We start from the raw sequence: 19,994 nt of genomic DNA on the forward strand, positions 1-19,994 counted from the left end.
TGCAGTCCAGCCGTACTAAGAGTGTCATAAGAGCTAGGGTGATTTTCCGCCCTCAAATGGTTACTAGCGAGTTCTACGCTCGAGTAACAACGGTTGCGATAACGCCGCTCATCGCGGTCGCCAAAGCCTTACGGGACAAATGTCCTGTTGGCAGGTGGTTACGGTCGAGTAGCCACAACTTCCCAGATCAAGGCAGCATTGTTATCAAATCGTTATGCAAATTTCGGGCGCCTCGCACCACCGTGGGCGACATCGACAGTTTGGCCAAAAGTGTCTAGGAACCACCGCTCGCGAACATAAAAAGTTTGCTAGCTTTTATTACTGATCGGTAAGGTTTTAGTCCCACTGCCCATACGACGGCTTCAGGACGTGATTGATGTCCACCCCCACCCCGCCCACCGAACGCGCGTCTATCTCCACCTGATGCAGATGCGCGGCGGGGTGCGCCACCCGGCCCGGCGAGCCCCAATTGTGCTGCCAGAAATAGGAGCCCAGGCCGTCCTGCACCGCCCACTCGATGGTCTTGGAATTGGCGTAGACGCCGGTGCGGTGGTGGCCCAGCACCGCCTCCCAGCCGCGCAGATACGGCGCGACCTGCTGTTTGTACTGCTGGTAGCTGGGGTTGTCGTCGATCGACGCGTACACCGGCGCGCCGACCGGGCCGCCGGCCGCGGTGTGCAGTTCCCAGCCGCGTTTGGCATGCGCGACACCGGCGCTCTGCCCGCCCAGCCAGTCGGCAGTATCCGCTTTGCCGTACTGATAACAGGAGACGATCTTCAGTCCGCCCCGGTACAGATCGCGGGCCTCGGCCAGCTGGATCGGCTTGCCCAGCATCCACTGGCCGCCGGGGCGCCGATCCGAGACGTAGCGGATGGCCCCCATCGCCCCGGACGCCCGGATATCGTCGGCCGGTATCACCCCGGCCGCGTAGTCCAGCAGCACGCCCAGCGGCGCGGCGGCGACCGTCGGGGCCCCGGTGATTGCAGCGGCCGCCAACCCGAGAACGGCGGGCGCCGCGGCCGCGTACGTGAGCAGATCACGGCGTGACATCGGCACGAACCTCAGAATATGACGGGCGTCTCGACAACATCGTCAACACCACAGGCCACATTGGCATCAACCGTCCCCGGCCGGTGAAAACCGCGCCGAGCACCCGGTCCCGACACGAAATCCGCACTTACGCTGCGCTTAGACCGGTGAATCCATACGATCGCGACCATGCCCGCACCGCAATCCGGACTCGCCGAGCACTCCGGGGTCAGTAGCGCGGGCGAGCCGCGCATCGAGCTGATCGGTGTCCGCAAAGTGTTCCCGGGCCGGCAGCACGACGTCGTCGCCGTCGAAGGCGCCGATCTCGCGGTCGCCGACGGCGAACTCTTCGCCATCCTCGGACCGTCCGGATCCGGCAAGACCACGGTGCTGCGGATGATCGCGGGCTTCGAACAACCGACCGCGGGCCACATCCGGCTGGGTGGCACCGATGTCACCGGCGTTCCCGCCCAGCGCCGGGACGTCAACACCGTGTTCCAGGACTATGCCCTGTTCCCCCACATGACCGTCGCGCAGAACGTCGAGTACGGGTTGAAGGTGCGCGGTGTCGACAAGGTACAGCGGCGCCGGCGCACGGCCGACGCGCTGGACATGGTGCGGCTCGCCGAGCACGCCACGCGGCGGCCCGCGCAGCTGTCCGGCGGCCAGCGCCAACGCGTCGCGCTGGCACGCGCCCTCGTCGGTCGTCCCCGCGTGCTGTTGCTCGACGAGCCGCTGGGGGCGCTCGACCTCAAACTGCGCGAGCAGATGCAGGTGGAATTGAAGGCCATCCAGCGCGACGTCGGGATCACCTTCGTCATCGTCACCCACGACCAGGACGAGGCCCTGACCCTCTGCGACCGGCTGGCGGTGTTCAACGCCGGCCGGATCGAACAGGTCGGTGCCGCCCGCGAGGTGTACGAGTCCCCGGCCAACCGCTTCGTCGCCGATTTCGTCGGCACCGCCAACGTCTTCGACGGCGACGCGGCACAGGCGTTGGTGGGCCGCACCGGCATGTTTGCCGTGCGACCCGAGCGCATCGCGGTGCACGCCCCGGGCGAGGCGCCCCCTGCCGCCGGCCGGACTGTCGAGGCCACCGTGGCCGAGATCATCTACGCCGGCCCACTGACCAGGGTGACCTCCACCGCCGCCCAGGGGGTGGCCATCACCGCGACCGTGCTCACCGCCGCAAGCTCCCTTCCCGCCGGCTTGGCTCACGGCTCGCCCGTCGTGCTGTCGTTCCCGGAGTCCGCCGTCCACCACCTGAAATCCTGAGGAGACCGAAGATGTCACGCACCGCCTTCCGCACCGGGTTGGTGCTCGCCGCAACCGTCGCCCTGATAGCCGCGTGCTCGAGTGGTTCCGGCGGCGGTCCCACCGGGCAGACACCGCCGAAACTCGAGGCCCCGACCGCCGTCGGTGACGGGGAAGGTCAGCTCAACCTGATCGCCTGGGCCGGCTACGCCGAGAACGGCTCCAACGACAAGGCGGTGGACTGGGTCACCCCGTTCGAAAAGGAGACCGGTTGTAAGACCAACGTCAAGGTGGGTAACACCTCCGACGAGATGGTGCAGTTGATGCGCACCGGCCAGTACGACGGCGTGTCGGCGTCCGGTGATGCGTCGCTGCGCCTGATCTACGGCGGGGACGTGGCGCCGGTCAACACGGACCTGGTGCCCAACTACGCGACCATCTCCCCGTTCTTGAAGGACAAGCCGTGGAATTCGGTGGACGGCAAGATGTATGGCATCCCGCACGGTTGGGGCGCCAACCTGTTGATGTACAACATCGCCGTCGTCAAGGACGCCCCGGACTCTTGGGCCGCGGTGTTCACCGACGCCGCCAAGTACAAGGGCCGGGTGACGGCCTACGACTCCCCCATCTACATCGCCGACGCGGCGCTGTACCTGTCGAAGACGAAACCCGAACTGGGCATCAAGAACCCGTACGCGCTGACGGCCGAGCAGTTGGATGCCGCCACGGATCTGTTGAAGGCCCAGCACGACAACATCGGCGAGTACTGGTCGGACTACACCAAGGAGGTGCAGGCATTCGAGTCCGGCACCTCGGTGATCGGCACCACCTGGCAGGTCATCGCGAACACCATCGGGGCCGACAACAAGGTGCAGGTGAACACCATCCTGCCCAAGGAGGGGGCCACCGGTTGGTCGGATACCTGGATGGTGTCGGCCAAGGCGGCGCATCCGAACTGCATGTACAAGTGGATGAACTGGATCACCTCGCCCGAGGTCAACGCTCAGGTCGCCGAGTATTTCGGTGAGGCGCCGGCGCAGACCAAGGCGTGTGAGCACACGACGCAGCGCGACTTCTGCAGCATCTTCCATGCCACGGACGCGAAATACGCCGACCAGATCCACTATTGGACGACACCGCAGAAAAAGTGCGTCGACGGCAGCGGGGACAACTGCACGACCTACGATCAGTGGGTCGACAAGTGGCAGCAGATCAAGGGGTGACGGCGCGCCCCACTCGGATCCCAGGGCGAGCGAAGCGACGGGGATTGGGACCAGGGCGGGCGAACCGACGGGGGTTATGGCTGGCGGTACTGCTCGTCCCGCCCATGGCATGGCTGGTCATCGCTTACCTGGGATCGCTTGCGGTGCTGCTGGTCTCGGCGCTGTGGAGTACGGACAGTTTCACCGGTGCGGTCACCCGTACGGTCACCACCGACAACCTGGTGCGGGTGCTCACCGATGCGGTGTTCCGGGTGGTCACCGTGCGCACGCTGGGCATCGCCCTGGCGGTGACGGTGATCTGCATCGTGTTGGCGGTGCCGCTGGCATTGTTCATGGCCAAAGTCGCCTCGCCCCGGGTCCGGCTGATGCTGCTGGTCGCGGTGACGACGCCGCTGTGGGCGAGCTATCTGGTCAAGGCCTATGCCTGGCGCATGCTGCTGTCCCCGGAGGGGCCGCTGGCCTGGGCGGCCGGCGGCACCCCGGGCTACGGGCTGATCGCCACGGTGATCACGCTGAGCTATCTGTGGTTGCCCTACATGGTGATTCCGGTGTTCGCGGCATTCGAGCGGGTGCCCGACGCACTCGTCGACGCGAGCGCGGACCTGGGCGCCTCCGATGCGACGACACTGCGAACGGTGATGGCGCCGTTGGTGTTTCCCGGCATCGCCGCGGGGTCGATCTTCACCTTCTCGCTGTCGCTGGGTGATTACATCGCGGTGACGATCGTCGGCGGGAAGACGCAGATGCTGGGCAACCTGATCTACGGACAGCTGGTCACCGCGAACAACCAGCCGCTGGCCGCCGCCCTGTCGCTGATACCGCTCGCGGCCATCGTGGCCTATCTGCTGGCGATGCGGCGTACCGGCGCATTGGAGAACGTCTGATGCGCTCACAACGGACGCGGTGGGCGCTGCGGTGCTGGGCGGCAGTGGTGCTGAGCTTCCTCTACGCACCACTGCTTCTGGTGGTGGTCAACGCCTTCAACGCATCACGCACCTTCGCCTTCCCGCCCACCGGTTTCACCCTGCGCTGGTGGGCCGACGCCGCCAACAGCGCGGGCATGTGGCAGGCGCTGGCCAACTCGGTGGTGGTCGGGCTGGCTGCCACCGCCATCGCGCTGCTGCTGGGCAGCATGGCCGCATTCGCCGTGCAGCGCCACCGGTTCTTCGGCAGGCAGGTGGTGAGTTTCCTTGTCGTGCTGCCCATCACGCTGCCCGGAATCGTCACCGGTATCGCACTGAACGCGACCTTCACCTCGGCGCTCGGTGTCACCCTCGGCATGGCGACGGTGATCATCGGGCACGCCACGTTCTGCATCGTCCTCGTCTTCAACAACACCCAGGCGCGGCTGCGGCGACTGGGCACACACCTGGAGGACGCGTCGGCGGATCTGGGTGCCTCGTCATGGCAGACGTTCCGGTACGTCACCTTGCCGATGATGCGTGGCGCGCTGGTGGCCGGCGCCATTCTGGCGTTCGCGCTGAGCTTCGACGAGATCGTGGTGACCACCTTCACCGCCGGTCCCGCGGTGCAGACGCTGCCGATCTGGATTTTCGCGAATCTGTTCCGACCCAACCAGGCGCCGGTGATCAACGTGGTCGCGGCGGCGCTGACGGTGCTCGCCATCGTGCCGGTATGGCTGGCGCAGCGTTTCGGCGGCGACCCGGCCAACACCAGGCTGTAGAACGCGGTATGACGTTCAGGGGCCGATTCGCTCACCGACGATGTCGTCGAGCCGACCGGTGACCACCAGACGAACCAGTTGCCGACGATCCTCGTCGCGGCCGCCGCTGCCCTCCGCCTCGTCGACCAGGGCCGCCGCCTCACCGGCCGCGTGCCGCAGATCGCCGTCGACCGCGTCGATCAACTGCATGATGAACCGCACCCGGCCCCGCCGGTCCCCGGCGCGCGCGACGATGGCTCCGATCGTCGGGTTCACCCACGCCAGGGTGTCGGCGGATCTGTGCAGCAGCCCCACCCGCAGCAGTGCCGCGGCATCGTCGGCGGCCAGGTCGCCGGCGACGGTCTGGTTCCGCAGGCCGAGGGACCCGGCGAGGTCACCGCCGGCCCGCACCACCTCGAAGAACTCGGCGATGTGTGCGGAGGTGAAGCCCCGCCGCAGCAGTTGGTTGATCGTCTGCAACTGCCCCAGATGATGGTCGTCGTAGATGGCGGCCCGGCCGTCCCGGCGCGGGGCATCCAGCAACCCACGCTCGCGGTAGGCGCGGATGTTGCGAGCGGTCACTCCGGACATGCGGGCGAGGTCGCCCAAACGGTAGTCAGGCAAAGTCGTGCACCCGCGCACTGGTGCAACCGTTCATGGCCACACTTTAGCGCGGGTTTTGCGGTTGCGAGCGAATATTCTCGCGCCCTTCGGTTTCACCGGTCATGTGTCCGCATCACGCAGTTCAACTGCGTGTATTCGGTTACGGATGTTACCAGCGGGACAATTTTGCCGATATCAGCCTGGGCGCAGCAAACGCGCAATGACTGCGGTGAGCAAATTCACGCGGAAATGCATTGGCAATTCGTCCTATCAATTTGCGAGAATATGACAGGACAAATCATGTCCCGACACTCCCGAAGAGAGGCTGCCCACGTGCGTCCCTGGATCGTCTGGGCCACCGGGTTACTCGCCTATATCGTCGCGGTGCTCAATCGCACCACCCTGGGGGTGTCCGGGCTGGAGGCGGCCGATCGCTTCCACGCCAGCCCCAGCGTGCTGTCGGCCTTCGTCGTACTGCAGGTCATCGTATATGCGGGAGCACAGGTTCCGGCCGGTGTGCTGCTGGATCGGTTCGGTTCGAAGGTCCTGATCGCCTCCGGCGCGGCGGTGATGGCCGCTGGTCAGCTTGCCATTGCGCTCACCGAATCGCTGCCGCTGGCGTTGGCGGCCCGTGCGGTGGTCGGGCTCGGGGATGCCATCACCTTCATCTCGGTGCTGCGCCTGGTGCCGCACTGGTTCCCGGCCCGGCAGATCCCGTTGCTCGGCCAACTCACCGGCATCTCCGGCCAGCTCGGCCAGGTGCTCTCGGCCATGCCGTTCCTCTCGTTGCTCGGGGTGGCCGGTTGGACATCGGCCTATCTGTCGGTGACCGCCCTCAGCGTGCTGGCGTTGGTGCTCACGGTGGTCCTCGTGCAGAACACACCGGACGGCCCACTGGCCACCACGGAAACCATGAGCGTGCGCGACACGCTGGCCAGCGTGCGCACGGTGTGGATGCGTCCCGGCACCAGACTCGGGTTCTTCACCCACATGGGCACCCAATTCTCGGTGACCATCTTCGCCCTGATGTGGGGGGTGCCATATGTGACGGTGGCTCAGCATCAGTCCCGTGCGGTTGCCGGCACCCTGTTGACCATCTCCGTCGTCACCGCCATCGCCGCGGGCGTCGTCCTGGGCATCTTCACCGGGCGGTATCCGCACCGCCGCTCCTGGATGGTGCTCGGCATCATCGGCAGCAACGCCGCCATCTGGACCGTGGTGCTGGCGCTTCCCGGGCCCGCGCCGCTGTGGCTGCTGGTCGTGCTCATCGTGATCATCTCGGTCGGGGGGCCGGGTTCGATGGTGGGCTTCGATTTCGCCCGCACCTTCAATCCGAGCGCCACGTTGGGCACCGCCCAAGGCATGGTGAACATGGGCGGGTTCCTGGCTTCGCTGCTGCTCATGCAGGGAATGGGCTGGATCCTCGATGCCGCCGGCGGCTACTCGTTCGACTCGTTCCACCTGGCATGGACACTGCAATACGCCGTGTGGGTGCTGGCCGTCATCGGCATCCTGATCACCCGCAAGAAGGCCCGCAGGATGATGCGCGAAGAGCAGGAACGCTCACTGCTGGAAACGTTCGACGCTCATCCGGCGGCGCGTTAAGCCACCAGCCGGCGCTCCATCGCCTCGGCCATATGCCGGTGGCCGACGAGTTCGTATCCGAGCACCGTGACCATCGGCGCGGCGGTGGCGACCAGCAGGCACAGTGCCATCGACACCCCGCTCAGTGCCAGCAGGACCGATCCCACCAACACCGCCGCGGTGAGCACGAGCAGCAGCAGGTGGAACACGTCGATCTGCTGCACCAGGATCGAGTAGATGAGGAACACCAGGCATACGAACAGTCCGACCGGGATCACCACCGAGAACACCGTGCCCACGGACCCCAGTTTCGAGTTGCCCTCCAGGTAGTAGGCGGCCACGTGGAGACCGGCGCCGGTGGCCACGATCGACCCGAACAGGAAGATGGGCAGATAACCGAACCAGAAGGACTGCTCGCGGTGCGCGTGCAACAGGTCCCCGGTCGGCACCGTGAAGAACACCCACCACATGCCGAACGTCAGACCGATTCCGGCGACCGTGACGAGGATGGCATCGACGGTCCAGCCCTGTTCCTGCACCACCGCCGACAGTGTGGCCACCGTGCCGACCACCCCCTCGCCGAGCGCGATGATCGCCATCAGTCCGTAACGCTCGGAGATGTGGTGGGCATGCCACGGCGTTCCTCCGCCCCACCGTTCGGCCACCACGGGCACCGTCATCTCCAGCACCAACAACAGGCCCACCCACGCGGCCGTCACCGCGAGCGAGGTATGGGTGAAAATCTGTGCGATCCAACCGATTTGCACGACACCCAGCAATACGGCGTAAGTCAGACAGGCCCGTCGCCGCGGGGCGTCCTGGGCCGCCGCACGTAACCACTGCGCGATCAGGCCGATCCGCATGACCACGTACCCGGCCACCAGCACCGCGTTGTCGACGTGCTCACCGTGCTCGATGGACGCGAACACATCGGGGATGCCGAGCGTCAGGATCACCACCCCGACCATCTGCACCATGGTGGTCACCCGGTACACCCAGTCGTCGGTGTCATAGGCCGAGGCGAACCAGGTGAAGTTGATCCACGCCCAGCAGATGGCGAATGTCGCGAACAAGAAGGAGATCAGTCCGGGAAATATGTGGTCGGCCGTCAGCGCGTGCGCGAATTGCGAAGCCGCGGTGCCGAAGCCGACGACGAAAGTGAGGTCGAAGAGTAGTTCCAGTGGGGTCGCGACGCGATGCTGTTCGTGGGGATCACGTCCCGACATCACCCGAAGCCGATGTGCCGACTGGCTCACGACACCATCCTTTCGTAGTCCCTCGTACCGCGCACCGACATGGGCGGATGCCCGTCCCCGTCACCCTAGGGGATGTGCAGCGCGGAACCGGCGCAGGTAGGCGTGCCAATCCCAGTCGGCGAGGAACGCCCGAGCGGCGTCGTACCCCGTGGCATACAGCGCCTCGACCTGCGCATCGGTGATGTCGAAATCGAGGAAACCGACCTCGGTCGAATCGACCCGGATGGTCCGCGCACATACCCACGGCTGGTTGAGGTAGGCCTGATCGCGGCCGACCAGCACCGTCGTGATGACATCGTCGAGCAACCGCGGCGGCCCCAGTCGGCGCAACAAACCCCAGTCCGGCAATACCTTGTCGATACCGTCGGGCAGGTTGGGCAGCAAGGTGATGCCGAAGCTCGGCCAGCGCGGCGCCCTGCCGTCGGTGCGGTCCAGCGAATCGACCGGAAAGTTGGACAGCAGGCCGCCGTCGAGCAGCGTCGAGGTGCGTCCGGCGGCACCGGTCAGCTTGACCGGACGGAAATAGAACGGAATGGACATCGAAGCGCGCACCGCGTCGGCCACACTCTGCTCGTCGGGGTCCAATCCGTACACCCGTCGGTAGTCCCAGGGCAGTCGCACCAGCTGTCCCGTGGTGACATCGGCGACGGTCACCACGAGTTTGTACCGCTGTTCGGGTGGCAGCTCGTCATCGTCGATGGCCAGGTCACCGAAGGTCTCGACGCCCAGGTCGCGCAGCTGACCACGCACCCAGTCGCGGGCGTAGTCACCCTTGTACATCCCGTCGCCCAGGAGCACGGCCACCGGGCTGCCGAGGAGGGGTAGCCGCTGCGCCGGCACCGGGTCACGGAATTTGTGGTAATCCAATTGCAGTGCAAGGTCTTTGACCTCGGCGCCGGTGAGTTCGGCGCCCGGCCGGGACCCCGCCGCGACGATGGCCCCGACTATCGATCCGGCCGATGTCCCCGACACCCGCTGCACGGCATAACCGGCGTCCAGCAGAGCCACCACGGCACCGACCAGTCCGACACCCTTGACTCCCCCGCCGGAGAGCACCAGGTCGGCGGACAGGGACGGCACATCGGAGACGATACCGCGGGGGCGCGGACCGCGAAGCGGCTGATTCGGCCCGCCGTTTCGGCGTTCACCCGTTGGGGATAATGAGCGGCGTGACGTCTCCCGGCGACGAATCCGGCGCAACCCGGCGCCGGATCCTGGACGCCGCCCTCGAGCTGGCCTCGACCACCGGGCTGCGCAAGTACTCGATGGAGCAGATCGCGCGGACGGCCAAAATCGGCCGGGCGACGCTGTATCTGTACTTCAACGGCAAGGATGCGCTGATTGCCGCGCTGGTCGAAACCGAGCTGGCGCGGTATTTCGCCGGTATACAGTCCGTCATCGACGGCTACGAGTCGGCCGACGACCGACTGGTGCACGGATTCGCGGCGGCGTATCGGCTGCTGAGCAACCATCCCGCGTTCTCCACCGTGTTACGCGTGAATCCGGAACTCCTGAGGCCTTACCTGATCGCCGAGAACTCGCGGGCCCTGGATCTGGCCCGCGGCTTCGTCTATTCGACCATCCGGCCTGGTGACCTACCCGATGAGCTTCGCGCCCAGTTCGCCGAACACGTTGCGCGGACCATACATTCATTCATCCTCATCCCTGGCGGCGTGCTGGGACTCGAGTCCGCCGACGGACCCGAGGAGTACGCCCGGCGGTTCTTACTGCCGGTCCGCCACGGGCTGAGCGCCGGCGCTGTTCAGTGAACGGCCAGAAAGGACCGCCGCGCCGCCGATCGTGGCATCCACGAGCGGGTCGGCTGCCGCATCGAAACAGCTGCAGTGTCCGAACGAGCGCTGTATCCTCGACAAAACCGCAGCTCAGAGGCACCGCCACCGTTGAGCCGCCGGTTGGTCAGCTCATGCTGTTAGCCTGTCAAAAGGAACGTGTAACACAACCGGCGCGAGCAGCGAAAAGTTCAGTGTCGCCGGAAACAGGTCGGGCGGGGAAAGGTATCTAGGCAATGGTGAAGGTGTCGGGAAAGAAATTGGTGTTCACCCTGGTCGGGCTTGCGGCGTCACTGCCGCTGACCACAGGTATCGCGTCGGCGACTCCTGATTTGACGCCGGTGGTCAACACCACCTGTACGTACGACCAGGTGGTCGGGGCGATGAACGCCGAGCGGCCGGACCTCGCCGCCGAGTTCAACGCACAGCCGGTCGGTCAGGCGATGCTGCGCAACTTCCTGGCGTCCGGCCCGGCGGAGCGGCAGCGCACCGCCACGCAGATCGCCAACGCGCCGGGGGCCTCGAAGTACTTCGACGGAATCGCGCAGATCATCACCACCTGCAACAACTACTGATTCAGCATCGGATTCGGCGCGTCCCGGCATTGCCGGGACGCGCCGAATCCGTTTCGACCCGCTCGCCGACGAGGCCACCGCAACGAGACCGATCATGCGGTCGTGATGCCGGGGTCGTCCTCGAGGGGCCGGCCGCGGCTGCGGTACAGCGCGGCATCGGCGCGCCCGTACAGGGCGGCGATATCGGCGTCCGGCGAGGCCGCCGTGGCGGTGCCGAAGCTGACCGCGGGTGTCTTGTTCCGGACGGTGCGCAGAAATGCGTCGACGACCTCGGGGACCCCGTCGATGATGCAGACGGCGAACTCGTCGCCACCCAACCGGGCCAGCGCCGCACGCCGAGACAGCGCCCGTCGCCATTGCAGGGCGTACTCGATCATCCGGCGGTCCCCCGCCTGATGCCCGTAGGTGTCGTTGAGGCCCTTGAGCCCATCGATATCCAGGGCGACAACGGTGACCGGTACCGTCGTCCGGCAACGGCTCAACAGTGTCGCGGTCGCGATCTCCCAGCCCGCCCGATTGAGCAGGCCGGTCAGCGGGTCGGTACACGCGGCGCTGAACATCGCCCGGATCAGCAGGCCGAACGACTCGGCGGCGGCGGCGATGGCCACGGCGATGATGAGAAAGGTGATCATCCCGACGTGTGGCGCCGGTGCGACGGCGACCGCAACGACACACGCCACGATGAGCACGGCGATCAACGTCCACGCCCGGCGAGGTGGGTGAAATGCGCGCAGGTACATGGCGAGGAACATCGGGGCGATCAGGCAGACGTATTCGGCGGTCATCGTCACGTGGAAAGCCATCACGACGGGCGTCGCCGCGATGGCCGCAGCGGTGGCCGCCCCGACACGCTGCGGCCGAAAAGCCAAGTACCCCAACGCGGTAACCCCGAGGAAGATGGCGACGATTCCGCCGGCCGGGTTGCCGTAGACGATGTCGGTGCGCACCGGGAACAGGGTGAACACCACGCCGTAGGCATAGAGAAACGTGGTTGCGCCCAGATAGATTCGCAGTAACCGCACCTGCTGTCTGCGCCCGGCGTTGGCGCCGGCCCCGGCGAGCCAGCTCAGGCGGTACATGAGCGTTAACCTGCCTTCGCGATCGGCGCTCGTCAACCGAGAAACCTGAAACCGAGCAACAGACCAGCCGAGGGCGGTGGTGCAACTCACCGTTCGGCTTGACGGTATTCGGTCAGCAATCCACACTTACAGGCATCTTCAGTCAGGTTTCCACATAGGTGGGTGCGCATGCTTCCGGTCGTTCGGCACGACACCATCGTCGACGCGGTCAACACCGCCTCGACGATCAGCACCGACGAGCTCGTCCGGATGCTCGGCGTGTCTGCCGAGACGGTCCGCCGTGACCTGGCCCTTCTGGAGGAACGTGGGGCGATTCGCCGGGTGCACGGCGGCGCCGCCACCGTCGCACCACGTGGTGAGGAGCCGTCCTTCACCGAACGCGCCGGCATCAATCGACCGGCCAAGTCCGAGATGGCCCGGCTGGCGGCCGGCCTGCTGGAGTCGGGGCAGACCATCACCATCGACATCGGTACCACGGCCGTGGAGGTGGCCAGGGCCATCCCGCACGGCTGGCGCGGCACCGTCGCCACGCCCTCACTGCTGGTCGCGGTCGAACTGGCAGGCCGGCCCGGCATCGACGTCCTGGTCTCCGGCGGACACGTCCGGGGCGGCGATCTGGCTTGCTCGAACGCGCACGCCAAGGCGATGTTTGCCGACCTCTACGCCGATATCGCGTTCATCGGATCCGGCGGCGTGGACGCCACCGCCGGGCTGACCGACTACCACCTCGCAGAGGTCGATGCCCGGCGCACCATCATCGCCAACAGCGCCCGATCGTTCATCCTCGCCGACTCGTCCAAGCTCGGCCAGATCGCACCACATCGGGTGTGCGGGTTGGCTGCGGTCAGCGGACTGATCACCGAGCGGGATTCCGCGCCGGCGGTCACCGCGGCCATCCGCGAGGCGGGAGGTGTCGTGCTGTCAGCGTGACGGCCAAAAGGGTGCGGGCGGCGTTGCAGCGCCGCCCGCCGGACCGAACATTCAAAACCAGTCAGAAAGCACGATCCGTGACACATGATCCCACATCCCCGGACGCGGCAGACGCGTCCGGCGTCGCCCGCTTCGGCTATCGCGAATCCTTCGAGCGCACCACCGGCCGGTTCGCGTCGTTTGCGGTGGCCTTCGCCTTCGTCTCGATCGCCACCGGCATCTTCACCACCTACGGCAGCGTCCTCAATTCCTCAGGACCGCTGGGCATCTGGACATGGCCCATTGTGGTCATCGGCCAGCTCGCCGTCGCCCTGCTCATCGGGGCACTCGCCGCGCGTATCCCCGTCACCGGCTACGCCTACCAATGGGTGTCGCGGCTGGCCAATCCCGTGCTCGGCTGGATCACCGGGTGGGTGTCGTTCACCTTCCTGGCCATCGTGGTCAGCGCCGTCGACTACACGGTGGCCGCCACGGTGCTGCCCGCCCTGTTCGGCTTCCAGGGCACCCCAGCCACCGCATTTCTGATCACCGCGACGGTCCTGGTGCTGCAGGCTGTCCTGGTGGGGCTGTCGACGAAATGGACCGAGCGGGTCAACAACTTCGCGGTGACCGCCGAACTCATCGGCATGGTCGCGCTGGTGGCGTTGCTGCTCATCGTCGGCGTCGTCGCACACAAGCTGCACGTGGGCAACCTGTTCTCCACCGGGGATGTGTCGCCGGAGAACTACTGGAGCTTCGGTACCGCGACCTCGGCCGGCCCGTGGATGCTCGGCTTCCTGCTGGGCGCCTTCACCATCGTCGGATTCGAATCCGCCGCCAATCTCGCCGAGGAGACCAAACGGCCCGAAGTGGTTGTCCCCCGGGCCATGTGGCAAGCGGTGCTGGCGTCCGGTGTGCTCGGCTTCCTGTTCCTGCTCGTGGTGACGGCGGCGGTGAGCAACCCCGGTGAGCTGGCCGGGTCCGGCACCCCGATCGCCGACGTCATCCAGGACATCCTCGGCTCGTTCGTCGGCACCGCGCTGCTGGTGCTGGTCGCCATCGCGATCTTCGCGTGCGGTCTGGTCATCCTGATGACCGGGGTGCGACTGGTGTGGGCCATGTCGCGCGACGAGCGTTTCCCCGGCTGGCAGGTGCTGCGCACCGTCTCACCGCGTTTCAAGACGCCGCTGAACGCCACGGTGTTCATGACCGTCGTCGCGGCGGCCATCCTCGGGCTGTTCTCCACCAGCACCGACGCCCTGTTCAAACTGTTCTCGGCCGCAACGCTTCTGCCCGCGATCATCTACGCGATCACCGTGGCGCTCTACATCGCAAAACGGCGTCGGCTTCCCCGCAGCGCCGGCTTCAGCCTGGGCCGATTCGAACTGCCGATCATCGTCGTCGCGGTGGTGTGGCTGGTGTTCGAACTGTCGTTGTTCCGCGACGCGTCCTTCCGTGACCCCTGGCTCTACGTCCTGGTGATGGTCGTGCTCGGCGCCGTCTACCTCGGCTACCTGCTGATCACCCGCGGTACCCACGGTCTGCGGATGCCCGAGATGCGCTCCATCGACGCCGAACTCGACGAAGTCGGCACTCCATGACGGTGCTGGCCATCGACCAAGGCACCTCGGGCACCAAGGCCATCGTGGTGGACCCCGCCGACGGCGTCTGCGGGGTCGCCGAGGTGCCCGTGCACCCACGCTATCTGGACGGCGGCGGGGTGGAGCAAGACCCCGGCGAGCTGCTGGAGTCGGTCTTGACGGCCGGGCGTGCGGCGGTCGCCGAGGCACGCCGGCCCATCGCGGCGGTGTCGCTGGCCAATCAAGGCGAGACGGTGTTGGCCTGGGACCCGGTCACCGGGCGACCGCTGACCCAGGCCATCGTCTGGCAGGACCGCAGAGCCGAATCGCTGTGCTCGGAGCTGTCCGGTCACAGCGAAACCCTCACGACACGAACCGGTCTGGTGCTCGATCCCTACTTCTCCGCCCCCAAGATGGCGTGGCTGCGCCGCAACGTCGAGGCCGCCGGCGTGGTGACGACCTCGGACACCTGGCTGCTGCACCAGCTGACCGGCGAGTTCGTCACCGACGCCACCACCGCCAGCCGCTCGCTGCTCACCGACCTGGGTGGCGACGGCTGGAGCCCCGATCTCCTGGAGATCTTCGGGCTCTCCGCCGAGTCGATGCCCAGAATCGCCGGGAACGACGAGATGATCGGTAGCACTTCGTCATTCGGAGGCGATGTGCCCGTCGGCGGTATCGTCGTCGACCAGCAGGCGGCACTGCTGGCCGAAGGCTGTCTGACGGCGGGCACCGCGAAATGCACCTTCGGTACCGGTGCCTTCCTGTTGGCGAACACCGGCAGCACGCCGGTGCTCTCCAACACCGGGCTGACCTCCTCGGTGGCCTGGCGGGTGGCCGGGCGCGACACTTTCTGCGTCGACGGGCAGGTCTACACCGCTGCGTCAGCGGTGCGGTGGCTGGCCTCGCTGGGCATCATCAGCGGTGCTGCCGACCTGGACGCCGTCGCCGCGGCGGACAACGCCGGTGTGCTGTGCGTCCCCGCCCTGGCCGGCCTGGCCGCGCCGTGGTGGCAGTCGGGTGCCACCGCAACGTTTTCCGGGATGACGCTGTCCAGCGAACGGGGCCACCTGGTGCTGGCGCTGCTGCAGGGCATCGCCGCCCAGATCGCGGAACTGGTGGCGGCCATCGGACCGCAGACCACGCTGACCCGGCTGCGCGCCGACGGCGGCCTGACCCGGTCCACAGTGCTCATGCAGGCGGTCGCCGACATGTTGCAGGTCCCCGTCGACGTCTACCCGTCACCACACGCCACGGCACTGGGCGCCGCGGCGCTGGCCCAGCTGAGTCTGCATCCCGACCGCGAGCTGTCCGGTGTCATCCCACACTGGTCGGCCTCGGCCAGTTACGAGCCGGCCTGGAGTCCCGAGCGCTCCACCGAATTCCGTTCGGTTTGGCGAGCATTGGCCTCCACCACCTACCCGCACCCTAGGAACCCCGAGTGAACACCATCCATGACGTCGTCGTGATCGGCGCCGGGATCGTCGGCGCGGCCATCGCCCGCGAACTGTCCGGCCACCAACTCTCGGTGGCGCTGCTCGACGCCCGAGACGATGTCGGGGACGGCACCAGTAAGGCCAACACCGCGATCCTGCACACCGGATTCGACGCCAAGCCCGGCACCTTGGAATCCGCCATGGTCAGCCGCGGCTACGCGCTGCTGTCCGAATACGCCCGCCACACCGGCATCCCGATCGAGCACACCGGCGCCATCCTGGTCGCCTGGGACGACGAACAGCTCGACGCCCTCCCCGGCCTGCGCGACAAGGCCGTCGCCAACGGCTACCGGCACTGCGAGATCATCGATGCGGCAGAGGTGTACCGGCAGATTCCCCACCTCGGGCCCGGCGCCCTGGGCGGGTTGACCGTACCCGACGAGTCGATCATCTGTACGTGGACGGTCAACCTGGCACTGGCCACCGACGCCGTGAACCGGGGCGCCACCCTGCTGCGTGGCCACCGGGTCGAAAGAGTCGACGTGGGACCGGAATTCACCACGCTGCACACCACCGCCGGGCCGGTCACCAGCCGCTGGGTGGTCAACGCGGCCGCGCTGGGCGCCGACGTCGTCGACGCCCGGTTCGGATTCCAGCGGTTCGCCGTGACACCGCGGCGTGGTGAGTTGATCGTGTACGACAAGCTGGCGCGCCGGCTGGTCGACAAGATCGTGTTGCCGGTCCCCACCGCCCGCGGCAAGGGTGTGCTGGTGAGCCCGACCATCTACGGCAACGTCATGCTGGGGCCCACCTCCGAAGACCTCCAGGACCGCACCGCGACGGGCACGACGGAAACAGGATTCGAGTTCCTGCTGGACAAGGGCCACAAGCTGATGCCCGATCTGCTCGCCGAGGAGGTGACCGCGACGTACTCCGGCTTGCGCGCCGCCATCGACTACGGCGACTACCTCATCGCCCCCGACGCGGGTCAGCGGTACCTGCTGGTGGGTGGCATCCGGTCCACGGGCCTGACCGCGGGTATGGCGATCGGTGAGCACGCCGTATCCGAATTGCGTTCGGCAGGACTGGTTCTCGTGCCCAAGCACGAGCTGCCCGCCCCGCCGCGAATGCCGAACCTGGGTGAGGCGTTCACCCGCCCGTACCAGGACGCCGACCGGATCGCCGCCGACCCCGCGTACGGCAAGATCGTCTGCTTCTGCGAACGGGTCACCGCGGGTGAGCTGCGCGACGCCTGCCGATCCGCGATCCCCCCGGCGGACCTGGACGGCCTGCGCAGGCGCACCCGCGTCATGAACGGACGTTGCCAGGGCTTCTACTGCGGCGCCGAAGTGCAGGAGTTCCTCGACGCCGCACCGGCCGGCCCGGTGCCCGCACGCACCACCCATCCCCAGGAGATCGCACTGTGAGCACCAGCAAGTCCGTCGACGTCGTGATCGTCGGCGGCGGACCGGCCGGTCTCACCGCCGCGGCCGAACTCGCCCCCGGCCTCGATGTGGTCGTGCTGGAACGCGAGTCGGCGGCCGGTGGCATTCCCCGGCACAGCGACCACCCGGGATACGGCATCCGCGATCTCAAACGGTTTCTCAGCGGCCCTGAGTACGCCCGCCGGCTGGTCCGCCGGGCGACCCGCGCCGGGGCCACCATTCGCACCGACACCATGGTGACCGGCTGGGCCGGCGACCGTGCGCTGGAAATCACCTCACCACAGGGGCGTTACCGCCTGGACGCCGGCGCCGTCATTCTGGCCACCGGCGCCCGCGAGCGGCCGAGGCCGGCCCGGATGATCCCGGGCGACCGCCCGTCCGGTATCTACACCACCGGCCTCCTGCAGAACCTGGTGCATCTCAAGCACCGTTCCGTTGGCCGGCGTGCGGTCGTGGTGGGCGCCGAACTGGTCAGCTACTCCGCGGTTCTCACTCTCCGGCATGCCGGATGTGAGACCGTGCTGATGACCACCACGCACGCGTCGCCGGAGTCCTACGCGGTGTTCAACCTCGCCGGCCGCTCGCCGTTGTTGGGCCTGAACGTGGCCACGCGCAGCCGAGTGGTCCGCGTCATCGGAAAACCGGCGCTGCAGGCGGTGGAGGTCGAGAACCTCGACACCGGTCGGCGCCGCATCGTGGAGTGCGACACGCTGGTGCTGACCGGCGACTGGATTCCCGACCACGAGCTGGCCCGCAGCGCCGGTCTGGCGATGGACCCGAAGACACTCGGCCCACTGACCGATACCGCGTTGCGGACCAGCCGCCCCGGCGTTTTCGCGGTCGGCAATCTCCTGCACCCGGTGGACACCGCCGATATCGCAGCGCTCGACGGTCAGCACGTCGCCGACCCGGTGCGGGCTTTCCTGCGCGGTGCGACAGCTACCGAGGACGGGTTGCGGCTGCACGCCTTGGCGCCGCTGCGGTGGATCACCCCGGGTATCGTGCGCCCGGGTGACGATGCGCCGGCGCGTGGACGGCTGCTGTTGTGGACCGATCGCCTGGTCCGCGTTCCCACGGTCACGATCCGCCAGGACGGCCGGGTCATCGCCCGAAAGACGTTGCCCTGGCCCGCATCGCCCGGGCGGGTGTTCCGGGTGCCGTCCCGCCTACTCGGCGGTGCGGACCCCAGCGGCGGACCGGTGACCGTCTCGGTCACCGGCTGAATGCGGCAGGCCGCTCTGACGCATCCATTTGGCGCTCACGGCGCACATCACTCGAACTTTCGCGCCGCAGCCGCCGAGTCGATGACCGGGCGACCCGGCAGCGCGTCGCCGTGGTGACGGATCGTTCATCGCCGCGGTGATCCGAAACCGCCACAGGCCGAGGTCTTCCCCGACGTCCGCTGCTGTCAGGCGACGAGCTCGACCAGCGTGGCATTGGCGGTGCCGCCGCCTTCACACATGGTCTGCAGGCCATAGCGGATTCCGTTGTCGCGCATGTGATGGATCATCCTGGTCATCAGCACCGCGCCCGAGGCGCCCAGCGGGTGCCCGAGGGCGATGGCCCCACCCAGCGGATTCAGCTTGGCCTCGTCGGCGCCCGTCTCGGCCAGCCAGGCCAGCGGCACCGGGGCGAACGCCTCGTTGACCTCGAACACGCCGACCTCGTCGATGCCGACGCCGGCCTTGCGCAGTACCTTCTCGGTGGCGGGGATCGGGCCGGTGAGCATGAGCACCGGATCGGCCCCGGTGACCACACCGGCCCGGTACCGGACCAGCGGGGCCAAGCCGAGCTGCACCGCGTGCTCGGCCGTCATCACCAGCAGCGCAGCCGCCCCGTCGGAGATCTGTGACGAGTTGCCCGCGTGGATGATGCCGTCTTCGGTGAACGCCGGCTTGAGCCCGGCGAGTTTGTCGACGGTGGTGCCGCGCCGGATGCCCTCGTCGGCGGCGACGACGTCGCCGTCGGTGAACACCGGGACGATCTGTTCGACGAAGGCGTGCGCATCCTGTGCGGCGGCGGCCCGTTCATGTGAGCGTGCGGAGTATTCGTCACAGCGGGTGCGGGACAGGTTCCATTTCTGGCAGATCAGCTCGGCCGAGATGCCCTGGTTGAACGAGAAGTTGTCGTACCGGGCAAGCACTTTCGGGCCGTACGGTTGGCCGGTCTGGCGTGCCGCGCCCAGCGGTACCCGGCTCATCACCTCCACCCCGCCGGCGACCACGATGTCCTGCTGTCCGGACATCACCGCCTGCACGGCGAAATCCAGTGCCTGCTGGCTGGATCCGCACGCCCGGTTGACGGTCGTTCCCGGAATGTGCTCGGGCCAGCCCGCGGCCAGCACCGAGTAACGCCCGATATTGCTGGACTGATCACCCACCTGGGAGACGCAGCCCCACACCACATCGTCGATGACGTCGGGGTCCACTCCGGTGCGTTCGACGAGTTCCTTGAGCACTACGGCGGACAGGTCTGCGGCGTGTTGGTCGGACAATCCGCCGTTGCGCTTTCCCACCGGGGTGCGCACGGCCCCGACGATCACGGTTTCACGCATCTGGATTCTCCTTT

18 protein-coding genes are annotated in these 19,994 nt (G+C 67.2%); 12 read left to right on the forward strand and 6 right to left on the reverse strand.

Annotated elements, in window-relative coordinates; genetic code table 11:
• Positions 1-336 precede the first annotated feature (336 nt).
• Positions 337-1,056: a DUF1906 domain-containing protein gene (locus AWB94_RS18695; protein WP_234811788.1), complete on the reverse strand. Its 720-nt coding sequence runs from the start codon at positions 1,054-1,056 to the stop codon at positions 337-339.
• A 162-nt stretch (positions 1,057-1,218) separates the two neighbouring features.
• Here AWB94_RS18695 and AWB94_RS18700 point away from each other — a divergent pair, with 162 nt between their 5' ends.
• From AWB94_RS18700 to AWB94_RS18715, 4 genes are all read left to right on the forward strand, one after another.
• Positions 1,219-2,304 (forward strand): ABC transporter ATP-binding protein, encoded by a 1,086-nt coding sequence (locus tag AWB94_RS18700; protein ID WP_062656709.1) that lies wholly within the window; start codon positions 1,219-1,221, stop codon positions 2,302-2,304.
• Positions 2,305-2,315: 11 nt separating this feature from the next.
• Entirely contained in the window at positions 2,316-3,506 is a 1,191-nt protein-coding gene (locus AWB94_RS18705; protein ID WP_062656710.1) for an ABC transporter substrate-binding protein, read from the forward strand.
• 104 nt (positions 3,507-3,610) lie between these two features.
• Entirely contained in the window at positions 3,611-4,390 is a 780-nt protein-coding gene (locus AWB94_RS18710; RefSeq protein WP_084395133.1) for an ABC transporter permease, read from the forward strand.
• Positions 4,390-5,190 carry an ABC transporter permease gene (locus tag AWB94_RS18715; protein WP_062656711.1) on the forward strand — a complete coding sequence of 267 codons (801 nt, stop codon included), beginning with the start codon at positions 4,390-4,392 and terminating at the stop codon, positions 5,188-5,190. Before AWB94_RS18710 ends, AWB94_RS18715 begins: the two co-directional genes overlap by 1 nt.
• Before the next feature lie 15 nt (positions 5,191-5,205).
• Here AWB94_RS18715 and AWB94_RS18720 read toward each other — a convergent pair whose 3' ends face one another.
• Positions 5,206-5,760, reverse strand: a complete 555-nt coding sequence (locus AWB94_RS18720; protein WP_234811789.1) for a MerR family transcriptional regulator — start codon at positions 5,758-5,760, stop codon at positions 5,206-5,208.
• A gap of 345 nt (positions 5,761-6,105) precedes the next feature.
• Between AWB94_RS18720 and AWB94_RS18725 the strand changes: the two genes are divergently transcribed.
• On the forward strand, positions 6,106-7,377 hold the full coding sequence (locus AWB94_RS18725; protein ID WP_062656712.1) for an MFS transporter: 1,272 nt from the start codon (positions 6,106-6,108) through the stop codon (positions 7,375-7,377).
• On the opposite strand, the gene AWB94_RS18730 is transcribed toward AWB94_RS18725, so the two are convergent.
• Together AWB94_RS18730 and AWB94_RS18735 are read right to left on the reverse strand one after the other, a co-directional pair.
• Entirely contained in the window at positions 7,374-8,582 is a 1,209-nt protein-coding gene (locus AWB94_RS18730; protein ID WP_062656713.1) for a low temperature requirement protein A, read from the reverse strand. The two genes, AWB94_RS18725 and AWB94_RS18730, sit on opposite strands and share 4 nt — an antisense overlap.
• Positions 8,583-8,672: 90 nt before the next feature.
• Positions 8,673-9,692 (reverse strand): patatin-like phospholipase family protein, encoded by a 1,020-nt coding sequence (locus tag AWB94_RS18735; RefSeq protein ID WP_062656714.1) that lies wholly within the window; start codon positions 9,690-9,692, stop codon positions 8,673-8,675.
• A gap of 89 nt (positions 9,693-9,781) precedes the next feature.
• Between AWB94_RS18735 and AWB94_RS18740 the strand changes: the two genes are divergently transcribed.
• Both AWB94_RS18740 and AWB94_RS18745 read left to right on the forward strand, forming a co-directional pair.
• Entirely contained in the window at positions 9,782-10,381 is a 600-nt protein-coding gene (locus tag AWB94_RS18740; protein WP_165605316.1) for a TetR/AcrR family transcriptional regulator, read from the forward strand.
• A 257-nt stretch (positions 10,382-10,638) separates the two neighbouring features.
• The gene (locus AWB94_RS18745) at positions 10,639-10,977 is read left to right on the forward strand and encodes a hemophore-related protein (protein ID WP_062656716.1); all 339 of its coding nucleotides are present in this window, start codon (positions 10,639-10,641) and stop codon (positions 10,975-10,977) included.
• 92 nt (positions 10,978-11,069) lie between these two features.
• Here AWB94_RS18745 and AWB94_RS18750 read toward each other — a convergent pair whose 3' ends face one another.
• Positions 11,070-12,056: a GGDEF domain-containing protein gene (locus AWB94_RS18750; RefSeq protein WP_062656717.1), complete on the reverse strand. Its 987-nt coding sequence runs from the start codon at positions 12,054-12,056 to the stop codon at positions 11,070-11,072.
• A gap of 168 nt (positions 12,057-12,224) precedes the next feature.
• Here AWB94_RS18750 and AWB94_RS18755 point away from each other — a divergent pair, with 168 nt between their 5' ends.
• The 5 genes from AWB94_RS18755 (at position 12,225) to AWB94_RS18775 (ending at position 18,649) form a co-directional block, all read left to right on the forward strand.
• A complete protein-coding gene (locus AWB94_RS18755) occupies positions 12,225-12,986 on the forward strand; it encodes a DeoR/GlpR family DNA-binding transcription regulator (protein WP_062656718.1) in 762 nt (253 codons plus the stop codon).
• 77 nt (positions 12,987-13,063) lie between these two features.
• Complete coding sequence (locus tag AWB94_RS18760; RefSeq protein WP_062656719.1) at positions 13,064-14,566, forward strand: amino acid permease; 1,503 nt, start codon at positions 13,064-13,066, stop codon at positions 14,564-14,566.
• Positions 14,563-15,990 (forward strand): FGGY family carbohydrate kinase, encoded by a 1,428-nt coding sequence (locus tag AWB94_RS18765; RefSeq protein ID WP_062656720.1) that lies wholly within the window; start codon positions 14,563-14,565, stop codon positions 15,988-15,990. Before AWB94_RS18760 ends, AWB94_RS18765 begins: the two co-directional genes overlap by 4 nt.
• Positions 15,987-17,408 carry an NAD(P)/FAD-dependent oxidoreductase gene (locus AWB94_RS18770; RefSeq protein WP_062656721.1) on the forward strand — a complete coding sequence of 474 codons (1,422 nt, stop codon included), beginning with the start codon at positions 15,987-15,989 and terminating at the stop codon, positions 17,406-17,408. The genes AWB94_RS18765 and AWB94_RS18770 overlap by 4 nt, the downstream gene beginning before the upstream one ends.
• Positions 17,405-18,649, forward strand: a complete 1,245-nt coding sequence (locus AWB94_RS18775; protein ID WP_062656722.1) for an NAD(P)/FAD-dependent oxidoreductase — start codon at positions 17,405-17,407, stop codon at positions 18,647-18,649. Before AWB94_RS18770 ends, AWB94_RS18775 begins: the two co-directional genes overlap by 4 nt.
• A 185-nt stretch (positions 18,650-18,834) precedes the next feature.
• Here AWB94_RS18775 and AWB94_RS18780 read toward each other — a convergent pair whose 3' ends face one another.
• Positions 18,835-19,980 carry a thiolase family protein gene (locus AWB94_RS18780; RefSeq protein ID WP_062656723.1) on the reverse strand — a complete coding sequence of 382 codons (1,146 nt, stop codon included), beginning with the start codon at positions 19,978-19,980 and terminating at the stop codon, positions 18,835-18,837.
• Positions 19,981-19,994: the final 14 nt, after the last annotated feature.

It is taken from the genome of Mycolicibacterium canariasense (genome assembly GCF_002101555.1).
In the GTDB taxonomy this organism is placed as follows: domain Bacteria; phylum Actinomycetota; class Actinomycetes; order Mycobacteriales; family Mycobacteriaceae; genus Mycobacterium; species Mycobacterium canariasense.

Bases quoted from the DNA above. Each gene is read 5' to 3' on its own strand.
- AWB94_RS18720 (WP_234811789.1), bottom strand. From the start codon at position 5,760: ATGTCCGGAGTGACCGCTCGCAACATCCGCGCCTACCGCGAGCGTGGG.
- AWB94_RS18755 (WP_062656718.1), top strand. From the start codon at position 12,225: ATGCTTCCGGTCGTTCGGCACGACACCATCGTCGACGCGGTCAACACC.
- AWB94_RS18745 (WP_062656716.1), top strand. From the start codon at position 10,639: ATGGTGAAGGTGTCGGGAAAGAAATTGGTGTTCACCCTGGTCGGGCTT.
- AWB94_RS18710 (WP_084395133.1), top strand. From the start codon at position 3,611: ATGGCATGGCTGGTCATCGCTTACCTGGGATCGCTTGCGGTGCTGCTG.
- AWB94_RS18730 (WP_062656713.1), bottom strand. From the start codon at position 8,582: ATGTCGGGACGTGATCCCCACGAACAGCATCGCGTCGCGACCCCACTG.
- AWB94_RS18765 (WP_062656720.1), top strand. From the start codon at position 14,563: ATGACGGTGCTGGCCATCGACCAAGGCACCTCGGGCACCAAGGCCATC.
- AWB94_RS18700 (WP_062656709.1), top strand. From the start codon at position 1,219: ATGCCCGCACCGCAATCCGGACTCGCCGAGCACTCCGGGGTCAGTAGC.
- AWB94_RS18705 (WP_062656710.1), top strand. From the start codon at position 2,316: ATGTCACGCACCGCCTTCCGCACCGGGTTGGTGCTCGCCGCAACCGTC.
- AWB94_RS18715 (WP_062656711.1), top strand. From the start codon at position 4,390: ATGCGCTCACAACGGACGCGGTGGGCGCTGCGGTGCTGGGCGGCAGTG.
- AWB94_RS18780 (WP_062656723.1), bottom strand. From the start codon at position 19,980: ATGCGTGAAACCGTGATCGTCGGGGCCGTGCGCACCCCGGTGGGAAAG.
- AWB94_RS18750 (WP_062656717.1), bottom strand. From the start codon at position 12,056: ATGTACCGCCTGAGCTGGCTCGCCGGGGCCGGCGCCAACGCCGGGCGC.